Origin of the sequence: Neorhizobium sp. T6_25, assembly GCF_002968555.1 — a bacterium.
Lineage (GTDB): Bacteria > Pseudomonadota > Alphaproteobacteria > Rhizobiales > Rhizobiaceae > Neorhizobium.
Map to the genome: position 1 here is coordinate 40,866 of NZ_PVBL01000026.1, position 21,674 is coordinate 62,539.

A 21,674-nucleotide genomic window follows, 5' to 3' on the forward strand; every position below is an offset into this window, starting at 1 on the left:
GGAGGGAGTCAGGCGGTGGTACGCGTTTCGTTCAAGTCCACCGGGCGAAGATAGCCTGCGACATGCACGCGGTCGCGGCCGGCCCGCTTTGCTTCGTAGAGCGCGTTATCGGCGAGGCTGAGCACGGTTTCGAACGGCTGGCCGGTCGGGGCACCAACCGCAACACCGGCGCTGACCGTGCACTTAAGCACCGCGTCGCCGATGATGATCTCGCGAGCGGCGAAACGGCGGGAAATGTCATTGGCGATCCGCTCGGCCCGTCCGGGAAGGGCGTTGACGAGGATCATCACAAACTCCTCGCCGCCAAGCCGAGCCACGGTGTTGCGAATTTTAGTGCCGCTTCTGAGGTCGTCGGCGAAAAGCCTCAGCACTTCGTCTCCGGCGGCATGGCCGTGCTGGTCGTTGATGGCCTTGAACCGATCGATATCGAAAACGACGACGGCGGTCGACGGACCGAGGGTGCGATGGCCATACTGCTCGAAAAGAGCGCGGCGGTTGAGAAGCCCCGTCAGCGCATCGGTGATCGCTTCGTGGCGATGGTGGGCCGCCATGCGCCACTGATGCAGCGCCAGCGACAGTGCACCGATGCCCGTCATTCCGGCGATGCAGACAGCGATATTGAGGTTTTCGGCCCAGTTGTCGGGCGCGTGGCCCAGCACCCATTGTTGCCCGTCGATCAGGACGACGGCACATAGGGCGAAAGACACCGCGGTGGCGGCGTAGAGCACCGCCATTCCGATGAGCGGTCCCGGCGCCTCCCGGCGTGCGCGCCAATACTGCCTGGCGGTTTCGAGGAGTAGCCCCGCCGTGGCAAGGTTCATGACGATGAACCCGAGGCCGTCGAGGCCGGCAATCATCAACGGCAGGCCGAAAGTCACGGAAGCGGCGGTAATGGCACCGGCCATGATCCAGGGCCGCGTCCCGCTGCGGAACTGCACTGATGCGGCATAGATCATGCCGAACCCCGCCATCAGAAGCGTATAGGCGATCGAGGCACCCACGACGTCGGCCTCGACGGTATAGGAACTATAGGCGAAAATGCCCGAAACCGTGAGGCAGAGCGCGATGACAAGCGTGAGAAGGAAGGAATCAGTGCGACGCGAATACCATGTGCCGAACAGCGTCACCATCAGGCACGTCGCTGAGACGCCCAGCGCGAGCAGAAGAGAATGGTAGTCGAGCATCATGCCTAGCTTTCTCTTCGGGTACATCCCCGCGGAAAATCTTCGGCGCCAAGCTAAGCCCGGATTCTATCCAAAAGGTTACCGGATCTATCCAACTTCCATCCATCGGCGACCAGTAGAATTTACTTATCAAGCACTTGCCAATGAAGCGGAAACATCGGATCGAAGACCGTGATCGGCCCGGCGCCGCTGTCGCGCTTGGCCGGAAACTTCACCGGATCGTCGCGCTTTTCGAGCGTGATCGTTTCTTCGTTCGGCTTCAGCCCGTACCAGGCAGGGCCGTTGAGCGAGGTGAAAGCCTCCAGCTTGTCGAGCGCATTGTCGTCCTCGAACACATGCGCAAGGCAGCTCATGGTGTTGACCGACGTATAGATGCCGGCGCAGCCGCAGCCGCATTCCTTCAGCGGATCGACATGGGGTGCGGAATCGGTGCCGAGGAAGAAGCGCGCATCACCGGATGTCGCTGCCGCGCGTAGTGCGAGGCGATGGTTCTCGCGCTTGGCGACCGGCAGGCAGTAATAATGGGGGCGGATGCCGCCGACCAGGATGGCGTTGCGATTGATGATCAGGTGGTGGGTGGTGATCGAGCCGGCGAGATTGCCCGTCGACGACTTGATGTAATCGATGCCGTCGGCGGTCGTCACGTGCTCCATCGTGACTTTCAGGTCCGGCAGGCGCTGGCGCAGCGGATCGAGCACCGTTTCGATGAAGACGGCTTCGCGGTCGAAAATGTCCACCTCCGGGGTGGTCACCTCGCCATGCACGCAGAGCGGCAGGCCGATCTTCGCCATGCGCTCGAGAACCGGCATCGCCTTGTTGAAGTCGCGCACGCCGCCATGGGAATTGGTCGTCGCCCCGGCGGGATAAAGCTTCACGGCCGAGATCAGGCCGCTCCTCCTGCCCTCTTCCACATCGTCCGGGTCGGTATGCTCCGTCAGGTAGAGCGTCATCAGCGGCTCGAAGCGATCGCCTGCCGGAAGGGCGGCGAGAATACGCTCGCGATAGGCCCTGGCATCCGCGGTCGTCACCACCGGCGGCACCAGGTTTGGCATGATGATTGCGCGTGCGAAATGCCGGCTCGTATCGCCGATCACCGCTTGCAGGACGTCGCCGTCGCGAAGGTGCAGGTGCCAGTCGTCAGGGCGGCGGAGCGTGAGCGTTTTCATGGGAGAACTTCCGGACGTGGTCGATCAGTCCGCCATAACATCAATGGTTCGGACAAAACAATCCGATGATGCGAGGAACCTGCAATCCAGCAAGCGAGATCCAGGTTACTTCTCACGCGAATGTGCGGGATGCAAAGGCTTCTCGCGCACGAAACCTGAAAGGCACACGGAACCGGTGCCTGCTTCCGGCGTTCGTTAAGCAATCTGAATGATCAGTTAAATCGGAGCGCAAGATGAAATCCCGCCTCTCGAAAGTCAACAGGGGTTTTGCAATTGCCACAGGTACTGCGGTCGCGCTCTGCGCCTTGACCGTTTCGCCGGGCGCTGAGGAACGCGCCAGCCTGCAGCTCACCTCTGCCGTGCAGACGGAATGTGACCGCCTCGCCGGCAGCCCCTACGACCAGCAGCGCAACGGGGAGTTTGCGCCTGTCGGCATTTCGGATATCGACGGCACGGCGGTAGATGCCTGCCGCATGGCCTATGACGCGACCGGCAATCCGCGTTTTGCCTATCAGCTCGGCCGGGCTCTCAACAAGACCCAGCAGGCCGACCAGGCGATGAACGCCTACGATGTTGCAGTCCAGGCGGGATATGCCGCCGCCAAGGTGAATTTCGGCATGCTGATGGGCCGGCTCGGCGACGAACGGTCGGAATTCCAGCTCTATACCGAGGCGGCCAGTGGCGGCAACGTGCTCGCCGCCTACAATCTCGGCGTCGCCTATCGCGATGGCCTCGGCACCCAGCCGGATGTCAAGCGGGCGCTCACCTGGTTCGAAAAGGCGGCGGCGGAAGGCGACGACACTGCTGCCTTCAATATCGGCGCGATCTATGACGAAGGCCAACTCGTGGAGCAGGACGACCAGACGGCGATCGCCTGGTACGACCTCGCGGCTCAGCGCGGCAATACCGATGCGATGATCAATCTCGGGCTGATGTATGAGGCCGGCGAAGGCATCGAAGCCAACGCCCTGAAGGCTGCCGAAATGTACGGCAAGGCTGCCGAGAAAGGCGATGTCTTCGGCGCTTATAAATTCATGCAGATGCAGGAACTGGGCGTTGTCCCGGCTCCGAACGACCCCGCGACGACCGAAGGCGTCAATTCGCTGGTGCTGAAGCCGGGCGACATGGAACAGTCGGGCGGCAACGGCAAGGAAATCTGAAACTCAGATTTCCCCAGCGGATGGCCCCCACACGTCGGTCATCGCAAATCCGTCCGACAGTGGGTCGAACGGATCAAGGGCAATCTGATGCAGACCGAAGGTGAAACCACGGCCGGCGATCGTCGGAACGATCGCCGGCTTTCCGGCGACCTCCGTTTCGGATGCCAGTCCCACCTCGAACTCAGACCCGATGATCGAGCGCGACTTGAAGACGTCCCCCACCTTGACCTTGCCGCGCGCATGGAGCGCTGCCAGATTGGCGGAATTGCCGGTGCCGCAGGGGGAACGATCTGCCCTACCCGGCCACATCGTCGTGCAGGTCCGCACCGTGCCGTCGGCCTCCGTATCCCGGAACATCACGTAAGCGACGCCGGAGATCGCCGGAATTTCCGGGTGGACGACGTCGATCTGCCTGTTGATGAGGTCCTTCAGCACCATGCCGGCCTGGACGAGTGCTGCCGCATTGCCCTTCTCGATGGTCAGACCGATCTGGCCGACATCCACCAGCCCGTAAAAGATCCCGCCATAACAAAGGTCGAGCGTGATCTCGCCCCATGACGGGGTCTGAACCCTGACATCAAGCTGATGCACGAAAGACGGCACCATGGTGAGCTTCACCTTTTCGCAACGCCCGTCGCGGCAGGTGGCGGTCGCGCGCACGAGGCCCGCCGCGGTTTCCAGAACAACGACGGTTTCAGGCTCCTGCATTTCGACAATGCCGGATTCCAGAAGCGCTGTCGTGACGCAGATCGAGTTCGAACCCGAACTCGCATGTGCCTGGTCCGGCTGCAGGATGATAAAGGCGGCGTCCGCATCGGGATGTTTCGCCGGCAGCAGCAGGTTGACCGAGCCGATCGGCGCTCCGCGCGGTTCGAGGCAGAGGAAACGGCGAAGCTCGTTGCCCTTCGGATCGGTGTTCAGCCAGTGAAGCTGGGCCGCAACCGTTTCGCCCGGGATCTTCGGCACGCCGCCGATTGCGACCTTGCCGATCTCACCCTCGCAATGAACGTCCAGCAGCTGGATCGTGCGCTTCCATCTCATCTCGAATACTCCGATCAGACGTGACGGGTGATGCCGCCATCGACGCGGATGTTCTGGCCGGTGATGTAGCCGGCGCCATCCGACAAGAGGAAGGAGGCCGTCTTTGCGATTTCTTCTACCTGGCCGACACGCTTCATCGGCACCTTTTCCGCCGTTTCGGGCTTGTGATCGAGACTGTCGATGAACCCCGGCAGGACGCAGTTCATGCGGATATTATCGGCCGCATAACGATCCGAGTAGAGCTTTGTGAAGGCACCTGCAGCTGCGCGGTAGGTGCAGGAAACCGGGAAGACGAGCGAGGGCTCGTAGGCCGCGAATGTGGTGATGTTGACGAAGGCGCCCTTGCCCTGTTTCAGCATGACCGGCGTCACCAGGCGCGCCATGCGCACCAGCGACAGGATCATCATGTCCGAACCCAGCGTCCACTCCTCGTCGCTGATGTCGAGCAGGTCGCCCTTCGGCGGATGGCCGGTATGGTTGACCACGGCATCGATGCGGCCGTAGGTCTTCATGGTGAGGTCGAAAATCGCCTGGATGTCCTCGGCCTTTTCCGCGACGCCTCGCGAGGCGACGCCGCCGAGTTCGGCTGCCAGTTTCTCGCAGCTTTCCGAGGGCGACATCAGCGCGAGCTTGTAACCCTCGGCGTGCAGTTCGCGGGCGATCGCCTCACCCATGCCACGCCCGCCGCCGGTAATCAGCGCGACCTTTTCCGTCTCAGCCATCGGAATCTCCTTGGGGTCCTTATCCGCCTGCGAGCAGGCTTCCCGAACAGATATATCAGCCTCGCCGGTTTGCCTACCGTCTTCAGCGAAGCCAGAGATAACCGAGGTTGAGCTGCATTTTGCCGTCGCCGTAATAATAGGGCAGCGAGAGAGATTTGGCAGGCGATGCGGTCAATCCGAGCGCAGCGACGGAGGAAAGATCGATCGGCGGCGAGCCCGCCGCGCGCGCGCCATCGGCCCATATCGCCAGAACCGGCCCCTTCATGGCGTTGGGAGCCGGGAAACCGGCGATCGGCTGTTCGGAATTGATGACCGGCACATCGGGAAACTGTAGCCGCATATTGCCAGCCAGGTTCATGCCGGCTGCAATGATGATCGCCGGGCGACCTTCGGCCTTCAGAACTTCGGCGACGGAGGTGAAGGGGTAGTTGATCCGGGTGTAGCCGCCGGTGAGCCCGCCCGTCAGCGTCTTGCCTGCCAGCGGGACCAGCGTCACGAGCATGATCACCACGAAGACGGGGACGAAACGCCTGAGATTGGACGGGGTATCGATGCCGGCTCGTTCAAGCTTCAGAAGCAGATAGAGCGGCAAAGGCAGAAGATACGGATCGAGCCAGCGCTCCGTAATCTTGGTCGTGCCGGTGAACAGGATCACCAATATGACGCCAAGCAGGCCGCCCCCCATCATCAGCGCCAGAAGGCGTGTCCAGCGGTCGCCTGCCTTCAGCGAGCGCATGAACTCCCTTTTGAAGGCTATCGCGAAGATGGCGACCGTCAGCGCGCCGAATGCGATGCAGGCGAGCATCAGCGAGCCGAGTGCGCGTGCAATACGGACAATGCCATGCGGTGCGTTCGCCTCGACCATCTTGCCGATCGTGCCTGATGTCGCGAGATCGAGATTGCCGCGAAGCCAGAGGGCGTGCGGGAGGACGATTACCAGGCCGACGATCGCGGTCAGCAGGATGCGTGGATCAAGAAGACGGGCACGCCATTCCCTGTCGCAGAACACTGCAATGAGGGCGGAGGCAGGCAGCAGCCCGAAATTGTATTTCGAGATCATGCCGATGCCGATCGCCAGCCCAACGATCACGTAGCCCTGCCAATCCGCCCAGACAAGGGTTCGGAAGAGCCCGTAGAGGAACAGCGACGTCGCCATCAGCACCGCCACGGTGTGCGTCAGATCCTGCTGCGGCATGTAGGAAAGCTGCGGCAGGGTGAGCAGGCTCAGCATCGCCATCGCCGCAAAGGCGGGTCGGGTGTCGATCTCACGCGCCGCCATACCAAAGAATAGGTAGCACAACAGCAGCATCAGGAACTTCGGCAAGGTCAGCGAAAAGAGCGAGATGCCGATCACGCTGACAAAGGCATTCTGAACCCAGTTGTAGAAAGGCGGCTGCGGCCCGTACCCAGCAAGCCAGTATTGTGAAAACAGCGCCTGCTCGGCCTCGTCCAGCGTCAGTGCGTTGGGCAGCATCAGGCGGACAGCGATGCTCAGCAGGAAATAAGCGCCCAGAAAAAGCGCCGCGGGCCGAAGGCCGCCAGCCAGAAACCCTGCCAGCCGGCCGGGTTTGATCAACTCTTCGGAACGCACCGCGCCCACGCTCTCGCGATTCATTTTTGCCTTATGAGAAAGTTATCATACGAAGCAGGTGGCACAGCCTGCGGCGCCGATCAATAGAAACCGCGCGCTCGCCGTTTGATAACTTGCGCCAAATTGAACGCGTGTGGATTTCCTACCAATGCCCCTTACACATCAAAAACCGAGGGCGCTGAGGCTTGGATGATCGTCCGGCCTGCGTCCGAGCGGCCAATGGAAACGCCGCTCCGCCTCGCGGATGGGCGCGTCGTTGATGGAGGCGAGCCGTCGGCGCATCAGCCCATGTTCGTCAAACTCCCAATTCTCGTTGCCATAGGAGCGGTACCAGTTGCCGCTGTCGTCGTGCCACTCATAGGCAAAGCGGACCGCTATGCGGTTCTCCCGGAAACTCCACAGCTCCTTGACGAGACGGTAGTCCAGCTCGCGCTGCCATTTGCGAGTGAGGAAGCCGATGATCGCCTCGCGCCCTTCGACGAATTCGGCCCGGTTGCGCCAGTAGCTATCGACAGTGTAGGCGAGCGCCACGCGCGCCGGATCCCGGCTGTTCCAGCCATCCTCCGCAAGGCGGACTTTCTCGACCGCCGTTTCCGGCGTGAACGGCGGCAGGGGTGGACGTTGATCGCTCATCGGGTATCTCCATGGATGGCAAGACGGGCGCGCAATTCTGCGTTTTCGGATTCGAGCTCGGCTAGTCGGTCCCGAAGTGGGCGGACCGCCTCGCCGACTTGTTCCTCGGTGAAGCGGGGAGTGATGTGCTGCGGACAGTTCCAGTCGAAGCTCTCTAGCCGCAGCCGGAAAATCCGTTCGAGCTTCGCCCGGTAGTCCGCATCGATGACAAGCGCGGCCAGAGCAGTATCCGCGTCGAGCGCTACCTCCTCCACATGCACATAGACCTTCAGCCGGGCACGACGGGCGTAATCCATCAGAAAGAGGCATGCCCTGTCGTTCGCCGCAACATTGCCGGTGCTGATATACTGGCGGTTGCCGCGATAATCCGCGAAGGCCAATGTCCGGTCATCGATCACCTTCAGGAAGCCGCGCGGGCCGCCGCGGTGCTGGACATAGGGCCAACCCGTCTCCGAGACCGTCGCCATGTAGAAGCTGTCCCGGTCGGCGATGAAGGCCGCTTCATATTCCGTCAGGCGATCGAAGTCACGATCACCAGCGAAATTCTGCCAGATGTGATCGGCACCCATAGCCTTCTGTGCGGCCCGAACGCTCGGTGTGATGGCGATGCCTAGAAAGCCATAGGACATGAAGGAGCTCCGTCCCGGCCAAGCCGCTATCGGCGCCGTTGAAGAGGATGCATAGCCTTTTCCACAATCCAGCATAATATAGTTTTGCTGGAACTTATCTTGTCGAAAAATGGAAAGATGGATGGATCGCTTCGAAGCCATGTCGATGCTGCTGGAGGTGGTGGACAAGGGGAGCCTGTCTGCCGCGGGTCGGGCGCTCCGAGTGCCCGTACCGACGCTCAGCCGGAAGATCTCGGAGCTCGAGGCATCGCTCGGCGCGCGTCTGCTGATCCGCACGACCCGCAAACTCACCCTGACCGATGTCGGCGCCACCTATGTAACGGCGGCGCGACGTATTCTCGAACAGGTCGAGGATGCGGAACGGGAGGCCGCCGGTGAGTTCACAACGCCAAAGGGTGAATTGGTCATCACAGCGCCGATCATGTTCGGCCGGCTCCATGTCCTGCCCATCGTCATCGATTTCCTTGCCCTGTTTCCCGAGATCAACATCCGCTTGCAGCTGGCGGACCGCAACGTTCACCTCGTCGACGATCACGTCGATATGGCAGTGAGAATCGGCCAGCTGCCGGACAGCACGATGGTTGCGACGCGGGTCGGGTCGATGCGGATGGTGACCTGCGCCAGCCCGGCCCTGCTTGCGGCTCATGGTGTTCCGCAGATACCGGAGGATCTTCGAAGAATGCCGTGGGTGACGTTCGAAGGGCCGGCTCCATCGTCAATTCGGCAAATGCTGCCGGCAGGATTGAGTGCGACCGCGGCTGCATCGCGCCTTTCCGTCTCGACTGCCGAGGCCGCTGCGGAGGCCGCGATATGCAATGTCGGGGTAACGCGGCTGCTCCACTACCAGGCGGCGGAAGCAATCAAAGCCGGAGCGCTCCGGATCATCCTGGAATCCTTCGAGCCGGAGCCCGCCCCCGTCCATCTCGTTCACGCCGCGCGTGGCCAGATGCCGCTCAAGATGCGCAGCTTCCTGGATTTTGCCGCACCAAGGCTGCGGCAGGCGCTCGGCAGGCTCGGCTCCGCCGGCTGACGTCGCCGCGGCACACCGGCCGAGATGAACCTGGGAAACGCTTGTTATTGCGACATCCACCCTATCTTAGAATGGATGTTCGGCCGCAGCAGATTTGCACGGGAGCTTCAAGATGACAGTTATTCAGGAAGAACCTCCGACCGCGCTCCCCTCACATCCCGAGGAAATCAAATCCACTTTTGATCTGCGCGTGGGGAAGAACATTACCCTGCAAGGCAGCGCCAGAATAACGCCTGTGGGCGTGATCAGCACCGGAATCGCGGTTGCCGCAATGACCTTTGCACTGGGGTATCTCATATCATCAATGCGGCGGCGCGGGAATTAGGCGGGCGCGCGTTGCCACCGGCAGCCGATCAGCTCGCAACAATGTTCAGAGATAGTTGGAAAAAATGGCGCACCCGAAGAGATTCGAACTCCTGACCCCCAGATTCGTAGTCTGGTGCTCTATCCAGCTGAGCTACGGGTGCGTCTGCAAGCAGTGCGTCACCGCTTGCGTGGCGATCCTCTAAAACGTCCGCATTCCGATTGCAAGCGATTTTACCGAAGGCAACGTCATTTTGCTGTCACTTCTCGCTCAAACCGTTGAGAAGCAACATTTATTTGCATCAAGCCCGAACCCGATAGTCCTCCAGAGAGACCGGACGGTCGGGAATTTCTATTCTAAACTGCGTGCCGGGGCCTGGTTTCTCGACAAGCGCAATGGTTCCGCCATGGGCCAGGACAAGTTCACGGGCGATGACCAGGCCGAGGCCGGTGCCGCCCGACCGCGCCGAGCCGCGGAAAGCGGAGAACAGGTTCTCACGGGCCTTTCGCGGCATGCCGGGGCCTGTGTCGTCGATGGTGATGCTGACGACGCTGCCCACCCGGTGCGCGGAGACCGTGACCCGGCGAACGATGGACGCATCCTGGGGATCGAAATTCAGCAGCGCCTGGACGGCATTTCGGCAGAGATTGTGGATGACACGGAAAATCTGCTCGCTGTCGCAATCCACTTCGAGATCGGCGGCGATCTGATCCAGGAACTCGATGCCGATCTCCGGATCGATCGCCAGCATGTCGCGCACCTCCTGGGCGAGCGCGGCAAAGCGGATGCGGCGGCGGCGGGGCGCTGCCTCGGAGGCCTGACCGTAGGCCAGCACCTCGTTCGTGTAACCGACTGCCCGATCGATCGTGCGCAACAGTTTCGGTGCGAAACTCCTCACCATCGGATCGTCGACATCCGTCAGGCGGTCCGACATCAGCTGCGCCGATGCCAGGATGTTGCGCATGTCGTGGTTGATCTTGGAAACGGCGAGGCCAAGATCGACCAGGTTCTTCTGCTGCTTCAGCGTTCGCTGCAATTGCGCCTGCATGGCTGTGAGGTGCCGGCCGGCGACCGCAAGTTCGCCCCGGGAACGATCGGCGCTGAAGACGCGGGCGGGGTCGTCCGGCTGCTCCGAGAAAAACTGCATGCTATGGGTGAGCCGCCGGATCGGCATGATCATCATCCGGTTGATGGCGAGGAAGATCAGCACGGCGGTAATGAGGGAGATCAGCAGCGACAGGAGAAACATCGTCTTCGAATATTTCAGCATGTCCTTGCGCAAGGCGTCATCGGTCATGACCAGCTCGATGACCATGTCGCTGTCGCCGATCGGGCCATAAACGCGCATCACGCGGCCGCCGCCAAAGACGAGCGTGTCGAGTGCGTCGCGCATCGAGGATGCTATCGGGACATTGGCAAGATCGAACACTTCGTCGATCTGCGGCTGCGTGTCCGTTGCAGCCAGCAGCCGCGACGTCCCGTCCTTGCGCAGGGCGATCACCTTGGTGCCCGTCGCAAGCAGCGTATCGTCCTGCACGGCGCGGGGAAGCTCGGCGGGCTGCAGCCCGTCGATGACGATGCCTGCGGCGGCGGCCGTATCCAGCCGATCGCGCAGCCAGTTCATCCGCATGGTGGCGACGGAGGGGACGAAGATCAGGACTTCGGCCATCATCACGAAAATGACGGTAAGCCAGAGAAGCCTGCCGGAAAGGCCGCGGAAAAGGCGCGGCATGGTTTCCGGGCCTACGCCTTCCGGCGAGGACCCCGAGCGCCCCGAGGTATGAACCTCGTCGTCCATGCGGATCTCCATTTCCGAATACCCGGCCCGCCGGATTGATACGAGCCTACGGATGATCGCTTATTTTAGAGGTTCGGCGTTTTTTTTACCAGTCCCCTTTGCCGCAGTGCAAAAGAGAAAGCGGAGAGGGTTGCCCCTCTCCGCTTCCTTATTCGGCTGATGTTCGAACCTGGATCAGAATTCTTCCCATTCTCCGGCAACCGCTGCCGTTGCGACGGCCGCTCCGCCGAAGGCCCGCGAGAGCGCCCCCGTCATCGCCTTGACCGGAGAGACGCGCGGCCGATGGACGGCAGCCGCCGCAACCGGACGCGTGGTCCGGACCGGCTCGGCGACACGTTCGCCCTCCTGACCGATGTCGAAATTGGAGACAAGTGCAAACAGGCTGTCGGCCTCGGAAGACAATGTCTGCGTCGCCGCGGACGTCTCCTCGACCATGGCGGCGTTCTGCTGCGTCACCTGGTCCATCTGGTTGACGGCGGTGTTGACCTCGGCGAGCCCCGTCGCCTGCTCGCGGGAAGCGACGGCGATCGAATGGATATGGTCGTTGATGCGCAACACGCGGCTTTCGATTTCCGACAATGCCTCGCCGGTCTTCTGGACCAGCATCACGCCTCCGGCGACTTCCTCGCCGGACTTGCTGATCAACGCCTTGATGCCCTTTGCGGCACTTGCCGAGCGCTGGGCGAGTTCGCGGACCTCCTGAGCGACGACGGCAAAACCCTTGCCGGCTTCGCCTGCACGGGCGGCCTCGACGCCGGCATTCAGCGCCAGAAGATTGGTCTGGAAGGCGATTTCGTCGATGACATTGGTGATCTGGGCGATCTCGCGGGAGGCCTGCTCTATCCGGCCCATCGCGTCGACGGCGCTCCGAACCACCTCGCCCGACTGGACCGCGCTCTGCTTGGCCTCGCCGACCATCACCGTTGCTTCATGCGCCCGCTCGGTCGACGTCTTGACGACGGCGGTGATCTCTTCGAGCGCAGCGGACGTTTCTTCCAGCGCGGCAGCCTGCTGTTCGGTGCGGCGAGACAGATCATTGGTCGCCCGGCTCAGCTCGGCGGCGCTGCCGTTGATGGAGCCCGTGGCGGTGCGGACATTCCGCATCGTGCCGCGCAGCGTGTCCATGGTACCGTTGACATTGTGCTGCAGCTCGGCGAATGCGCCCTTGAAATTGCCCCGCATGCTGTCGGTGAGGTCACCCTCGGCAAGGCTTTTGACGACGCGCCGGGTTTCCGAGACTCCGGCATCGACGCTCGCGACGAGCATGTCGACGTCACGAGCGAAGCGATCGAGGCTCTCCTCGCCCCATTGCTTGTCGATGCGGCGGGTAAAATCCCCTTCCGCGGCGGCTGCGACGACGGTGGCCATCCGCGCCTGCAGGTCGTCGTTCTTGCCACGCATGGTCGATTCGGAAGCATTCATGCGCGCCACTTCGATGCCGTTCCTGCGGAAGATCTCGATCGCGGCGGCCATGTCGCCAATCTCGTCGGCGCGGTTCGCGCCGTGGACGACCGTGTCGAATTCGCCGTCGGCGATATGTTTCATCGCTCTGGTCAGAGCCGTGATCGGATGGCTGAGCTGGCGGCGCCCGAGATAGAGGCCGAAGCCGGCACCTGCGGCAACGCCTGCAAGGGTCACTGCGGAGACAAGAATAAAAAGGGTCCGCGTGAAGCTGTTGAGCTCTTCATTGACTGCAGCGAGGACGGCCTTGTCGGTGCCGACGATAGCATCGATCTCGACCTGATAGGCCTTGCGGTTGCTGCGGTTGGCGTCGTTGTTGCCCTGCACGTTGGCGTCGGCGGGGCTCACTTCCCGACCCAGGCGGGCGGTCTCGGTCCGGAAGCCGTTGAACTCCTTGGAACGGGCAAGCAGCTTATCGAATACGGCACGCTCGTCGGTCGGGACGATCTTGTCCCATTCCTTGAGAAGCTTGCCCATTTCATCGAGATACACCAGGATGCCGTCGGCGAATTTTGCAGCCTCCTTGGTATCCTTCGACATGTAGACGCCGCGTGATTCCATCACGACTGCGGTGACGAGCCTGTTCAGATGCTCGCCCTTGTGCGCCCGGTCTGCGGCCAATTCATATTGAACCATCATCTGGCGATATTCGGCCATGGCAAACAGAGCCATGCCGCCGATAAAGCAGGCGACGAGGCTCATGAGGCCGACGAGGAGGTTGATTTTCCCTCGAATTTTCATTTCATTCCCTTCCAGACGGGACTCATCATGCGAGGAAGGCAGGCCCGTAACCCAGATTCTCTTCCATTCAATTGCTAAAATTAGGCTTTAGAAATTAAAGAAACGCTTAGAGAAAAAAGGCTTGCGCAGCCCGGGCGGGCATGGGTTTTCGCTGTGCGCGCCTCGGTTGAGATATTTGACGTTTGATAGGGAAGACGGCTCATACCTATTATTTTTCACCCCTAAATTCATGGGGAGATAATAGGCAGCCTCAGCTGCAACGGCGCCCGGCAGGCGGGACCGATCAAGATCGGCCGGCTCTCGGCCTAAAGGCCCAAAAATCCCGGCAGCGATTGACTTTTGCGGCGGAGTCCTCTTATAAGCCGCCCACGTTCAGCTCCGGCCGGCTTGCACGCATGCAGCCGCTTGCGCAGATCGTTTTTCCGAAGCGCTCTTGCCGTCGTGATGACGGCAAACTCCAAGAAGGGCCGCACACCGCGGTATTAAAATAAATGAAGCGTACCTATCAACCGTCTAAGCTTGTTCGCAAGCGCCGCCACGGATTCCGTACCCGTATGGCCACCAAAGGTGGTCGTCTGGTTCTCTCCGCACGTCGCGCCCGTGGCCGCAAGCGTCTCTCGGCCTAAGGCCTGAGATGCCCGAGACGACCGGGCGATGACGACTGAGACAAAGAACGAGAAAACTGTCGGGCGGCTTAAAAGCCGGCCGCAGTTCCTTGCCGTCCGGGCAGGCGAAGCCCGCCGGGGCCGGAACTTCCTTCTGGAAGTGCTTGATCGAAACCAGCCGGACGAAGCGCCGCGCGTCGGTTTCACCGTCACCAAAAAACATGGCAACGCGGTCGAACGCAACCGCATGCGCCGCCGTCTCCGCGAGGCGGTGAGGCAATCTGCCGGATTTGCAATGAAGAACGGACACGACTATGTGATTGTCGCGCGGCGGGAGGTGCTTAAGGCTCCCTTTGCGGATATGACGGCCCAGCTTATCGAGCGTATCGAAAGCAAGCCGAGACCAAAGCGGTCCGAGGAGACCCGTTCCAGGAAAGCATGATGGAAAAGAACCGCAATTACTTCATCGCGATCGCGCTCTCGGTGCTGATCGTTCTTGCCTGGCAATTCCTCTACATGAACCCGAGGATGGAAGCCCAGCAGCGCGCCGAGGAAGCCAGCCGTGCGCTTCAGGGCGAAAGCGCTCAGCCCGTTTCCCCCGAGAGCCCCGGCGCTCAGAGTGGTGGCGTACTGGGCAATCTGCCCGGCGCCAGCCCGGCAGCTGCCGCGCTCTCCCGCGACCAGGCGCTCGCACGGTCGCGGCGCGTGCAGATCGAGACGCCGGCCCTGATCGGCTCCATCAACCTGACCGGCGCCCGCTTCGACGACCTGAAGCTGCGCGAATATCACGAGACCGTCGACGACAAGAGCCCGATCATCACGCTGTTTTCGCCGTCCGATACGACCGACGGCTATTTCACGGAAATCGGCTATATCCCCAATGAATCGATCGGCGCCGCCCCCGGCACCGGCACGCAATGGACGCTCGCAAGCGGCGACAAGCTGACCCAGCAGACACCGGTGACGCTGACCTTCACCAACGAGAAGGGCGTGACCTTCACGCGCACGATTTCGATCGACGACCACTACATGCTGACCGTCGCCGACAAGGTCGACAACAAGACGGCCGCCCCGGTGACGCTGACGCCCTATGGCCGCGTGCTGCGCAACAACAAGCCGGCGACGCCGTCCGTCTGGGTCATCCACGAAGGCTTCATCGGCGTGATGGGCGAGAGCGGCAGCCTCGACGAACACACCTACTCCAATATTGAAAAAGAGCAGTTCACCAACGAAAAATCCACGACTGGCTGGATGGGCATCACCGACAAGTACTGGGCTGCCACCATCGTGCCGCCGCAGACGCTGCCCTATGTTGCACGCTTCTCGCATTTCGCCGGTGCTCAGGCGAGCTATCAGGCGGACTACAAGGGCGACGACCTGACGGTTCAGCCGGGTCAATCCACCGAACTCAAGAACCTCATCTTCGCCGGCGCCAAGGAAGTGCCTTTGATCTCGCGATACGAGACCGAATTCGGCGTTCCGCAGTTCAACCGCCTGATCGACTGGGGATGGTTCTACTTCATCACCAAGCCGATGTTCCAGCTGATGGACTTCTTCTTCCGTCACGTGGGTAATTTCGGCGTTGCGATTCTGCTCACCACCATCGTCGTCAAGGCGCTGTTCTTCCCGCTCGCCAGCAAGCAATACGCTTCCATGGCCAACATGAAGCGCATGCAGCCGAAGATGGAAGAGCTGAAGGCCAAGTTCGGCGACGACCGGATGGGCCTGCAGCAGGCGATGATGGCGCTCTACAAGGAAGAAAAGATCAATCCGATCGCCGGCTGCTGGCCGGTGCTGTTGCAGATCCCGGTCTTCTTCGCGCTCTACAAGGTCATCTACGTCACCATCGAAATGCGGCACGCGCCGTTCTTCGGCTGGATCCAGGATCTGTCGGCTCCCGACCCGACGTCGCTCTTCAACCTCTTCGGCCTGCTGCCCTTCGACGTGCCGCACGCGCTGATGATCGGCGTCTGGCCGCTGGTGATGGGCGTCACGATGTTCGTGCAGATGCGCATGAACCCGACGCCGCCGGATCCGACCCAGGCGATGATCTTCACCTGGATGCCGCTGGTGTTCACCTTCATGCTGGCGTCCTTCCCGGCCGGCCTCGTCATCTACTGGGCCTGGAACAACACCCTGTCGGTGACGCAGCAGGCGATCATCATGAAGCGTCATGGCGCCAAGATCGAACTCTTCGACAATCTGAAGGGCTTCTTCCGACGAAAAGAAGCGCCGACAAAATAGCATCCCCCAAGACACCGATGAGGAACCCCGGCTGGTCCGGGGTTTTTCTTTTGGAATAGGGCTGGGAAGCCCGAAAGCTTGACATTGCCGGCCAAAACCTTGAAGCCGTGCCCTTCGACAGAACAGGACGACCACAACCGATGCCCGCAGACATGAGCACGGACGACAAGCCGCTCTTCGGCCGCCCCTGGATTTTCATCCGCGGCGTGCCCTCGATGAAGTTCCTGCCACCGGAAGGTCCGCTCGAAGTCGCCTTTGCCGGCCGCTCAAACGTCGGCAAGTCGTCGCTGATCAACGCGATCGTCGGCCAGAAGGGATTGGCGCGCACCTCCAATACGCCCGGCCGTACTCAGGAACTCAACTATTTCGTGCCGGACGGCTATTCGGGCGCAGGTACCGACCTGCCGCCGATGGCGCTGGTCGACATGCCGGGCTACGGTTATGCCAAGGCTCCGAAGGAAACCGTCGATGCCTGGACCAGGCTGGTCTTCGACTATCTGCGCGGCCGCGCGACGCTGAAGCGCGTCTATGTGCTGATCGACAGCCGCCACGGCATCAAGAAGAACGACGACGAAGTCCTGGACCTCCTCGACAAGGCTGCCGTCTCCTACCAGATCGTGCTGACCAAGACCGACAAGATCAAGGAACCAGCCGTGGTGAAGCTGCTGGCCGAGACGCAGGAAAAGATCCGCAAGCACCCGGCGGCCTTCCCGTTCGTGCTCTCCACCTCGTCCGAAAAAGGCAAGGGGATCGAGGAACTGCGCCAGGCGATCGCCGAAACCGTCGGCCGGGCGCTCTGACGCTGCCTTACTAGAAACGGTAAATCCGGCCGCCCCGAGAGAGGCGACCGGATCCTGATGCAAAAGCCCCAAACGGGTGTGACCGGCTTTTACATTTTCGGCAGCAGAACCTTGTCGACCACGTGGATGACGCCGTTCGACTGCTTGACGTCGGCGATCGTGACAGTAGACACGCCGCCCGTTTCGTCGGTGAGCGTGATCTTGCCCATGCTTTCCTTGGCCTTCAGGATGCAGCCGCCAACGGTCTTGACGTCATGGGTGCCCTTGTCGTCCTTGATCATCTTTTCGATGGCGGTGGACATGGCGCTGACCGCGACCACATGGCAGGTCAGCACCTTGGTGAGCTGAGCCTTGTTCTCCGGCTTCAGCAGCGTATCGACCGTACCCTTGGGCAGGGCGGCGAAGGCTTCGTTGGTCGGCGCAAAGACCGTGAACGGACCCTTGCCCTGGAGCGTCTCCACCAGGCCGGCAGCCTTGACGGCCGCGACGAGCGTCGTGTGATCCTTGGAGTTCACGGCATTTTCGACGATGTTCTTGTCTTCGTACATCGCCGCACCGCCGACCTTCGGATTGGCGGCAAAAACGGTCACGGCGGTGGCGGACAGAACGGTGGCGACAGCGAGCGTGCGGAATGCGGTCTTGGACATGATGGCTTCCTCTCAACGAAACTAATTGCCCCGGCGCGGATGCGCGCCTCCCAAGGCATGGCGTCCCGACATCGGCGGAGACATCACAAGAGACGGAAGGCGGAGAAGAAGAGTTTCAACGCCGACGACGAAACCGCCGTTAAATTTTCAAGCTGCTGTTTTTATTTACCTATATCTGTTGTGCCGTCGGTCGGCTGCAATATCCGGGCCTTCCCGCGAGAGCTATTTGCCGGAATACGGCCACCATTTATCCGGCGCCGACACGTCGATTGAGCGACAATCTCGCGGACTGATTATTTCCTCTGTCAGAAACATGCGCTAAAAGGCCCCACTTATCATTCAGGGGTATCCGATGACGGCTTCCGAAAGCGAACTTCAGGCCAAGCTTCTGGCACAGGCGCTGCCCTATATGCAGCGTTACGAAAACAAGACGATCGTCGTGAAATACGGCGGCCACGCCATGGGCGACACCGAACTCGGCAAGGCGTTCGCCGCGGATATCGCGCTTCTCAAGCAATCCGGCGTCAACCCGATCGTCGTGCACGGCGGCGGCCCGCAGATCGGCGCCATGCTGACGAAGATGGGCATCGAGTCCAAGTTCGAAGCCGGCCTGCGCGTCACCGACCAGAAGACCGTCGAGATCGTCGAAATGGTCCTCGCCGGCTCGATCAACAAGGAAATCGTCGCGCTGATCAACCAGACCGGCGAATGGGCGATCGGCCTTTGCGGCAAGGACGGAAACATGGTCTTCGCCGAAAAGGCCAAGAAGACCATCATCGATCCCGACAGCAATATCGAGCGAGTCCTCGACCTCGGTTTCGTCGGTGAAGTGGTGGAAGTCGACCGCACCCTGCTCGACCTGCTCGCCAAATCGGAAATGATCCCGGTCATCGCCCCGGTCGCTCCGGGCCGCGACGGCGCGACCTACAACATCAATGCCGACACGTTTGCGGGCGCCATCGCTGGCGCGCTCAGCGCCACCCGCCTGCTCTTCCTCACCGACGTTCCGGGCGTCCTCGACAAGGACAAGCAGCTGATCAAGGAACTGACGGTCGCCCAGGCCCAGGCCCTCATCAAGGACGGCACGATCTCCGGCGGCATGATTCCCAAGGTCGAGACCTGCATCGAGGCGATCAAGGCCGGCGTGCAGGGCGTCGTCATCCTGAACGGCAAGACGGCCCACTCGGTGCTGCTCGAAATCTTCACCGAACACGGCGCCGGCACGCTGATCGTTCCCTGATCACGAACGGCTTCAAGGCTCAGCCAGCGGCGGTGAAAACCGCCGCGGCGTCTTCCTTCAGCTTCGCCATCATCGCGCGATACGGCCCCGGCCCGTAACTGACCCGGCCAACCCCGAGTTCACCGAGGCGTTTCGGCGACGGAACACCGCCGAACATCATGATGTTGACCGGAAGCGGCGAGGCCTTGCAGAGCGTCTCGATCAACCCCTCGTCGGCCAGTCCCGGTGCGAAGAACCCGTTGCCCCCAGCCTCGGCATAGGCTTTGGCACGTTCGATCGCCTGATCGAGAAGTGCAGGATGTTTCGTCCGGTCGCCCTCCTGCAGGAAGAGGTCGGTGCGGGCATTGATGAAGAGCGGCATATCGCGGGTGTCTGCCAGGGCCCGGATGGCACGGATGCGCTCGGCCTGCTGCGCCACCCGATAGATACCGCTGCCGCCGACCACCTGATCCTCGAAATTGATGCCGATCGCGCCGGCGTCGATGACCCTGGTGACATTTGCCGCCAGTTCGGCCGGATCTTCCGCGTAACCGCCCTCGAAATCCACCGACAAGGGAAGGTCGACCGCTGCGGTGATCGATTTCGCCGTGGCGAGCAATGCATCGAGCGGCAGGTTTTCGCCGTCGGCATACCCTTGCGCTGCGGCGACCGACCAGCTTCCGGTGCCGAGCGCCTTCGCGCCGGCCTCCGCAACCGCCTTGGCGGTGCCGGCATCCCAGATGTTGTAGATGATGACCGGATTGCCCTTCCGGTGAAGCGCTGCGAACGCTGCTGCCTTGTCTTTCTCCAGCATGAATGATCCTCCCATTGATCGGAATACCCTAACCGGTTTCGGTGACGGATGCCGCCGCAAATCGGGCGTCGATCAGGAAAAGAGCAACCCGAGGATGCCGCAGACGATCAAGAGGCAGCCGAACACTTCCATGCGGTTCACCCGTTCACGGAAAAGGAAATAGGACGCCATGAAGGTGAAGACGAGCTCGATCTGCCCGAGCGCGCGGACATAGGCCACCTGCTGCAGGGTCATGGCGGTGAACCAGCCGGCCGAGCCGACGACGCCCGCCAGGCCCACGAGAGAGGATGAACGCCACGAGAGAACGACCTGGACGATCTCGCGCTTGTCCTTCCAGAACATCCAGACCAGCATGAACGCCGTCTGGAAAGTCGTGACGCAGGCGAGCGTCACCGCGGCCTCCATGACCGGTCCGGGACCGCCGAGCGACAGAGAAGCGCTACGGTACGAGACGGCCGAAATACCGAAGACCGCCCCGGAGGCGATGCCGATCAGGGCGGTGCGGCTGGTCAGCGCGACCAGCATGTTGCGCCAGGAGAGCGGCATGCGCGCCATCGAGATCGTCATCACGCCGATGACCCCGACGATGATCGCGGCGACCGAGCCCGGCGTTAGCTTTTCGCCGAGCAGGATGAAGCCGAATATCGCGGCCTGCACCGGCTCGGTCTTGGAATAGGCCGTCCCGACCGCAAAATTTCTGAGCGAAAAGAGATGCACCAGCATCATGGTCGCAAAGATCTGCGCCAGGCCGCCGATCACCGCCCAAAGAGCGAAGGTCCAGTTCAGTGCCGGGAACGGATAACCGGCGATATGGCGAAGGCAGAGGACATAGAGGATCGCGATCGGAAAACCGTAGCCGAAGCGCACGAAGCTCGCTCCCCGCGTGCCAAGCGAACCCTGCAGATGCTTCTGCAGGGCAGAGCGCAGGTTCTGCAGAAAGGCGGCGGCGATGGTGATGGGGATCCAGAGTTCCATAGGCTGGCGGTATCACGCGTTCCGGCAGATCGCCAAGGCCGGCCCTGGCCGAAAGCGTTCGTCTTTTTCGTTTTCTTTGCCGCCGAGCCGGTGCATAAAGCGGCCATGGAAAAAAAGCCGCAGACCTCGCCCGATCCCGCCGATTTCTCCCATGTCCGCGACTGGGTGTTCGATCTCGACAACACGCTTTATCCGCATCACATCAATCTGTTCGCGCAGATCGACAAGAACATGACGGCCTATGTGCAGGAACTGCTGCAGCTTGAGCCGGCGGAAGCGAAAGCCCTGCAGAAGCGCTATTACCACGAGCACGGCACGACGCTGCAGGGCCTGATGCTGAACCACGGCATCGAGCCGGACGGGTTTCTCGAACAGGCGCATGCGATCGACTATTCCGCGCTGTTGCCGCATCCGGAACTCGGCGAGGCGATCAAGGCGCTTCCCGGCCGCAAGTTCATCTTCACCAATGGCAGCGTGCCGCATGCGGAAGCCGCAGCCAGGGCACTCGGCATCCTCGATAATTTCGACGACATATTCGACATCGTCGCCGCAGACTACGTGCCGAAACCGGCGGGCGCGACTTACGACAAGTTCGCCAGCCTGCACCGGGTCGATACGCAGAAAGCCGCGATGTTCGAGGATCTGCCGCGCAACCTGCAGGTGCCGAAGGCGCTCGGCATGCGCACCATCCTCCTCGTGCCGCGCAACCTGGACGCGGTGCTGATGGAACGGTGGGAAAAGCTCAGCGACGAGGACGATCATATCGACTATGTCACGGACGATCTGACCGGCTTCCTCAGCGGCCTCGATATCGGCTAAGGTTTTATCGGCATTACGAAAAGTTCATCCACATTACGGATGTTTAAGTGGTTTTGGCCGTTGCAGGCTTTATCTTCAGGCTATCGAAACA

At 61.5% G+C, this 21,674-nt stretch carries 21 protein-coding genes and 1 tRNA gene; 9 read left to right on the forward strand and 13 right to left on the reverse strand.

Annotated features, from left to right (window positions below):
- Window positions 1-8: 8 nt before the first annotated feature.
- Window positions 9-1,187 (reverse strand): GGDEF domain-containing protein, encoded by a 1,179-nt coding sequence (locus tag C5L10_RS26580; RefSeq protein WP_105432119.1) that lies wholly within the window; start codon window positions 1,185-1,187, stop codon window positions 9-11.
- A 119-nt stretch (window positions 1,188-1,306) separates the two neighbouring features.
- Window positions 1,307-2,350: a dihydroorotase gene (gene pyrC / locus C5L10_RS26585; RefSeq protein WP_105432120.1), complete on the reverse strand. Its 1,044-nt coding sequence runs from the start codon at window positions 2,348-2,350 to the stop codon at window positions 1,307-1,309.
- Window positions 2,351-2,583: 233 nt separating this feature from the next.
- Between pyrC and C5L10_RS26590 the strand changes: the two genes are divergently transcribed.
- Window positions 2,584-3,510 (forward strand): tetratricopeptide repeat protein, encoded by a 927-nt coding sequence (locus tag C5L10_RS26590; protein ID WP_105432121.1) that lies wholly within the window; start codon window positions 2,584-2,586, stop codon window positions 3,508-3,510.
- Window positions 3,511-3,513: 3 nt separating this feature from the next.
- Here the strand turns inward: C5L10_RS26590 and C5L10_RS26595 are convergent, their stop codons facing one another.
- From C5L10_RS26595 to C5L10_RS26615, 5 genes are all read right to left on the reverse strand, one after another.
- Window positions 3,514-4,551, reverse strand: coding sequence for a 4-hydroxyproline epimerase (locus tag C5L10_RS26595; RefSeq protein ID WP_105432122.1), 1,038 nt, complete (start codon window positions 4,549-4,551; stop codon window positions 3,514-3,516).
- Between the two features lie 14 nt (window positions 4,552-4,565).
- Window positions 4,566-5,273: an SDR family oxidoreductase gene (locus tag C5L10_RS26600; RefSeq protein ID WP_105432123.1), complete on the reverse strand. Its 708-nt coding sequence runs from the start codon at window positions 5,271-5,273 to the stop codon at window positions 4,566-4,568.
- An 82-nt stretch (window positions 5,274-5,355) separates the two neighbouring features.
- Entirely contained in the window at window positions 5,356-6,888 is a 1,533-nt protein-coding gene (locus C5L10_RS26605) for a glycosyltransferase family 39 protein (protein ID WP_245448205.1), read from the reverse strand.
- 138 nt (window positions 6,889-7,026) lie between these two features.
- Window positions 7,027-7,497 (reverse strand): nuclear transport factor 2 family protein, encoded by a 471-nt coding sequence (locus tag C5L10_RS26610; protein ID WP_105432124.1) that lies wholly within the window; start codon window positions 7,495-7,497, stop codon window positions 7,027-7,029.
- On the reverse strand, window positions 7,494-8,126 hold the full coding sequence (locus C5L10_RS26615; protein WP_105432125.1) for a pyridoxamine 5'-phosphate oxidase family protein: 633 nt from the start codon (window positions 8,124-8,126) through the stop codon (window positions 7,494-7,496). The genes C5L10_RS26610 and C5L10_RS26615 overlap by 4 nt, the downstream gene beginning before the upstream one ends.
- Before the next feature lie 121 nt (window positions 8,127-8,247).
- Between C5L10_RS26615 and C5L10_RS26620 the strand changes: the two genes are divergently transcribed.
- Both C5L10_RS26620 and C5L10_RS26625 read left to right on the forward strand, forming a co-directional pair.
- Entirely contained in the window at window positions 8,248-9,156 is a 909-nt protein-coding gene (locus C5L10_RS26620; protein WP_105432126.1) for a LysR family transcriptional regulator, read from the forward strand.
- 112 nt (window positions 9,157-9,268) lie between these two features.
- On the forward strand, window positions 9,269-9,481 hold the full coding sequence (locus C5L10_RS26625; protein ID WP_046630514.1) for a hypothetical protein: 213 nt from the start codon (window positions 9,269-9,271) through the stop codon (window positions 9,479-9,481).
- Window positions 9,482-9,546: 65 nt separating this feature from the next.
- Here the strand turns inward: C5L10_RS26625 and C5L10_RS26630 are convergent.
- The 3 genes from C5L10_RS26630 to C5L10_RS26640 all read right to left on the reverse strand — a co-directional run bounded on the left by C5L10_RS26630 (window position 9,547) and on the right by C5L10_RS26640 (window position 13,460).
- Window positions 9,547-9,623 (reverse strand) — tRNA-Arg (locus tag C5L10_RS26630).
- Window positions 9,624-9,761: 138 nt separating this feature from the next.
- On the reverse strand, window positions 9,762-11,192 hold the full coding sequence (locus tag C5L10_RS26635; RefSeq protein ID WP_172717203.1) for a HAMP domain-containing sensor histidine kinase: 1,431 nt from the start codon (window positions 11,190-11,192) through the stop codon (window positions 9,762-9,764).
- Between the two features lie 240 nt (window positions 11,193-11,432).
- The gene (locus C5L10_RS26640; protein WP_105432127.1) at window positions 11,433-13,460 is read right to left on the reverse strand and encodes a methyl-accepting chemotaxis protein; all 2,028 of its coding nucleotides are present in this window, start codon (window positions 13,458-13,460) and stop codon (window positions 11,433-11,435) included.
- A gap of 491 nt (window positions 13,461-13,951) precedes the next feature.
- Here C5L10_RS26640 and rpmH point away from each other — a divergent pair, with 491 nt between their 5' ends.
- The 4 genes from rpmH to yihA all read left to right on the forward strand — a co-directional run bounded on the left by rpmH (window position 13,952) and on the right by yihA (window position 17,109).
- The gene (rpmH, locus tag C5L10_RS26645) at window positions 13,952-14,086 is read left to right on the forward strand and encodes a 50S ribosomal protein L34 (RefSeq protein ID WP_080719113.1); all 135 of its coding nucleotides are present in this window, start codon (window positions 13,952-13,954) and stop codon (window positions 14,084-14,086) included.
- Window positions 14,087-14,114: 28 nt separating this feature from the next.
- Complete coding sequence (gene rnpA / locus C5L10_RS26650; protein WP_046664847.1) at window positions 14,115-14,507, forward strand: ribonuclease P protein component; 393 nt, start codon at window positions 14,115-14,117, stop codon at window positions 14,505-14,507.
- The gene (gene yidC / locus C5L10_RS26655; protein WP_105432128.1) at window positions 14,507-16,309 is read left to right on the forward strand and encodes a membrane protein insertase YidC; all 1,803 of its coding nucleotides are present in this window, start codon (window positions 14,507-14,509) and stop codon (window positions 16,307-16,309) included. Before rnpA ends, yidC begins: the two co-directional genes overlap by 1 nt.
- Before the next feature lie 152 nt (window positions 16,310-16,461).
- Window positions 16,462-17,109: a ribosome biogenesis GTP-binding protein YihA/YsxC gene (yihA, locus tag C5L10_RS26660; protein WP_046631500.1), complete on the forward strand. Its 648-nt coding sequence runs from the start codon at window positions 16,462-16,464 to the stop codon at window positions 17,107-17,109.
- 89 nt (window positions 17,110-17,198) lie between these two features.
- On the opposite strand, the gene C5L10_RS26665 is transcribed toward yihA, so the two are convergent.
- On the reverse strand, window positions 17,199-17,756 hold the full coding sequence (locus C5L10_RS26665) for a fasciclin domain-containing protein (protein ID WP_105432129.1): 558 nt from the start codon (window positions 17,754-17,756) through the stop codon (window positions 17,199-17,201).
- A 352-nt stretch (window positions 17,757-18,108) separates the two neighbouring features.
- On the opposite strand from C5L10_RS26665, the gene argB reads away from it, so the two are divergent.
- On the forward strand, window positions 18,109-18,996 hold the full coding sequence (gene argB, locus C5L10_RS26670) for an acetylglutamate kinase (protein ID WP_007771514.1): 888 nt from the start codon (window positions 18,109-18,111) through the stop codon (window positions 18,994-18,996).
- Between the two features lie 19 nt (window positions 18,997-19,015).
- Here the strand turns inward: argB and C5L10_RS26675 are convergent, their stop codons facing one another.
- Window positions 19,016-19,789: an isocitrate lyase/phosphoenolpyruvate mutase family protein gene (locus C5L10_RS26675; RefSeq protein ID WP_105432130.1), complete on the reverse strand. Its 774-nt coding sequence runs from the start codon at window positions 19,787-19,789 to the stop codon at window positions 19,016-19,018.
- A 72-nt stretch (window positions 19,790-19,861) separates the two neighbouring features.
- Window positions 19,862-20,764, reverse strand: coding sequence for a DMT family transporter (locus C5L10_RS26680; RefSeq protein ID WP_105432131.1), 903 nt, complete (start codon window positions 20,762-20,764; stop codon window positions 19,862-19,864).
- Between the two features lie 105 nt (window positions 20,765-20,869).
- Between C5L10_RS26680 and C5L10_RS26685 the strand changes: the two genes are divergently transcribed.
- Entirely contained in the window at window positions 20,870-21,583 is a 714-nt protein-coding gene (locus tag C5L10_RS26685; RefSeq protein WP_105432132.1) for a pyrimidine 5'-nucleotidase, read from the forward strand.
- The last annotated feature ends 91 nt before the right edge of the window (window positions 21,584-21,674 follow it).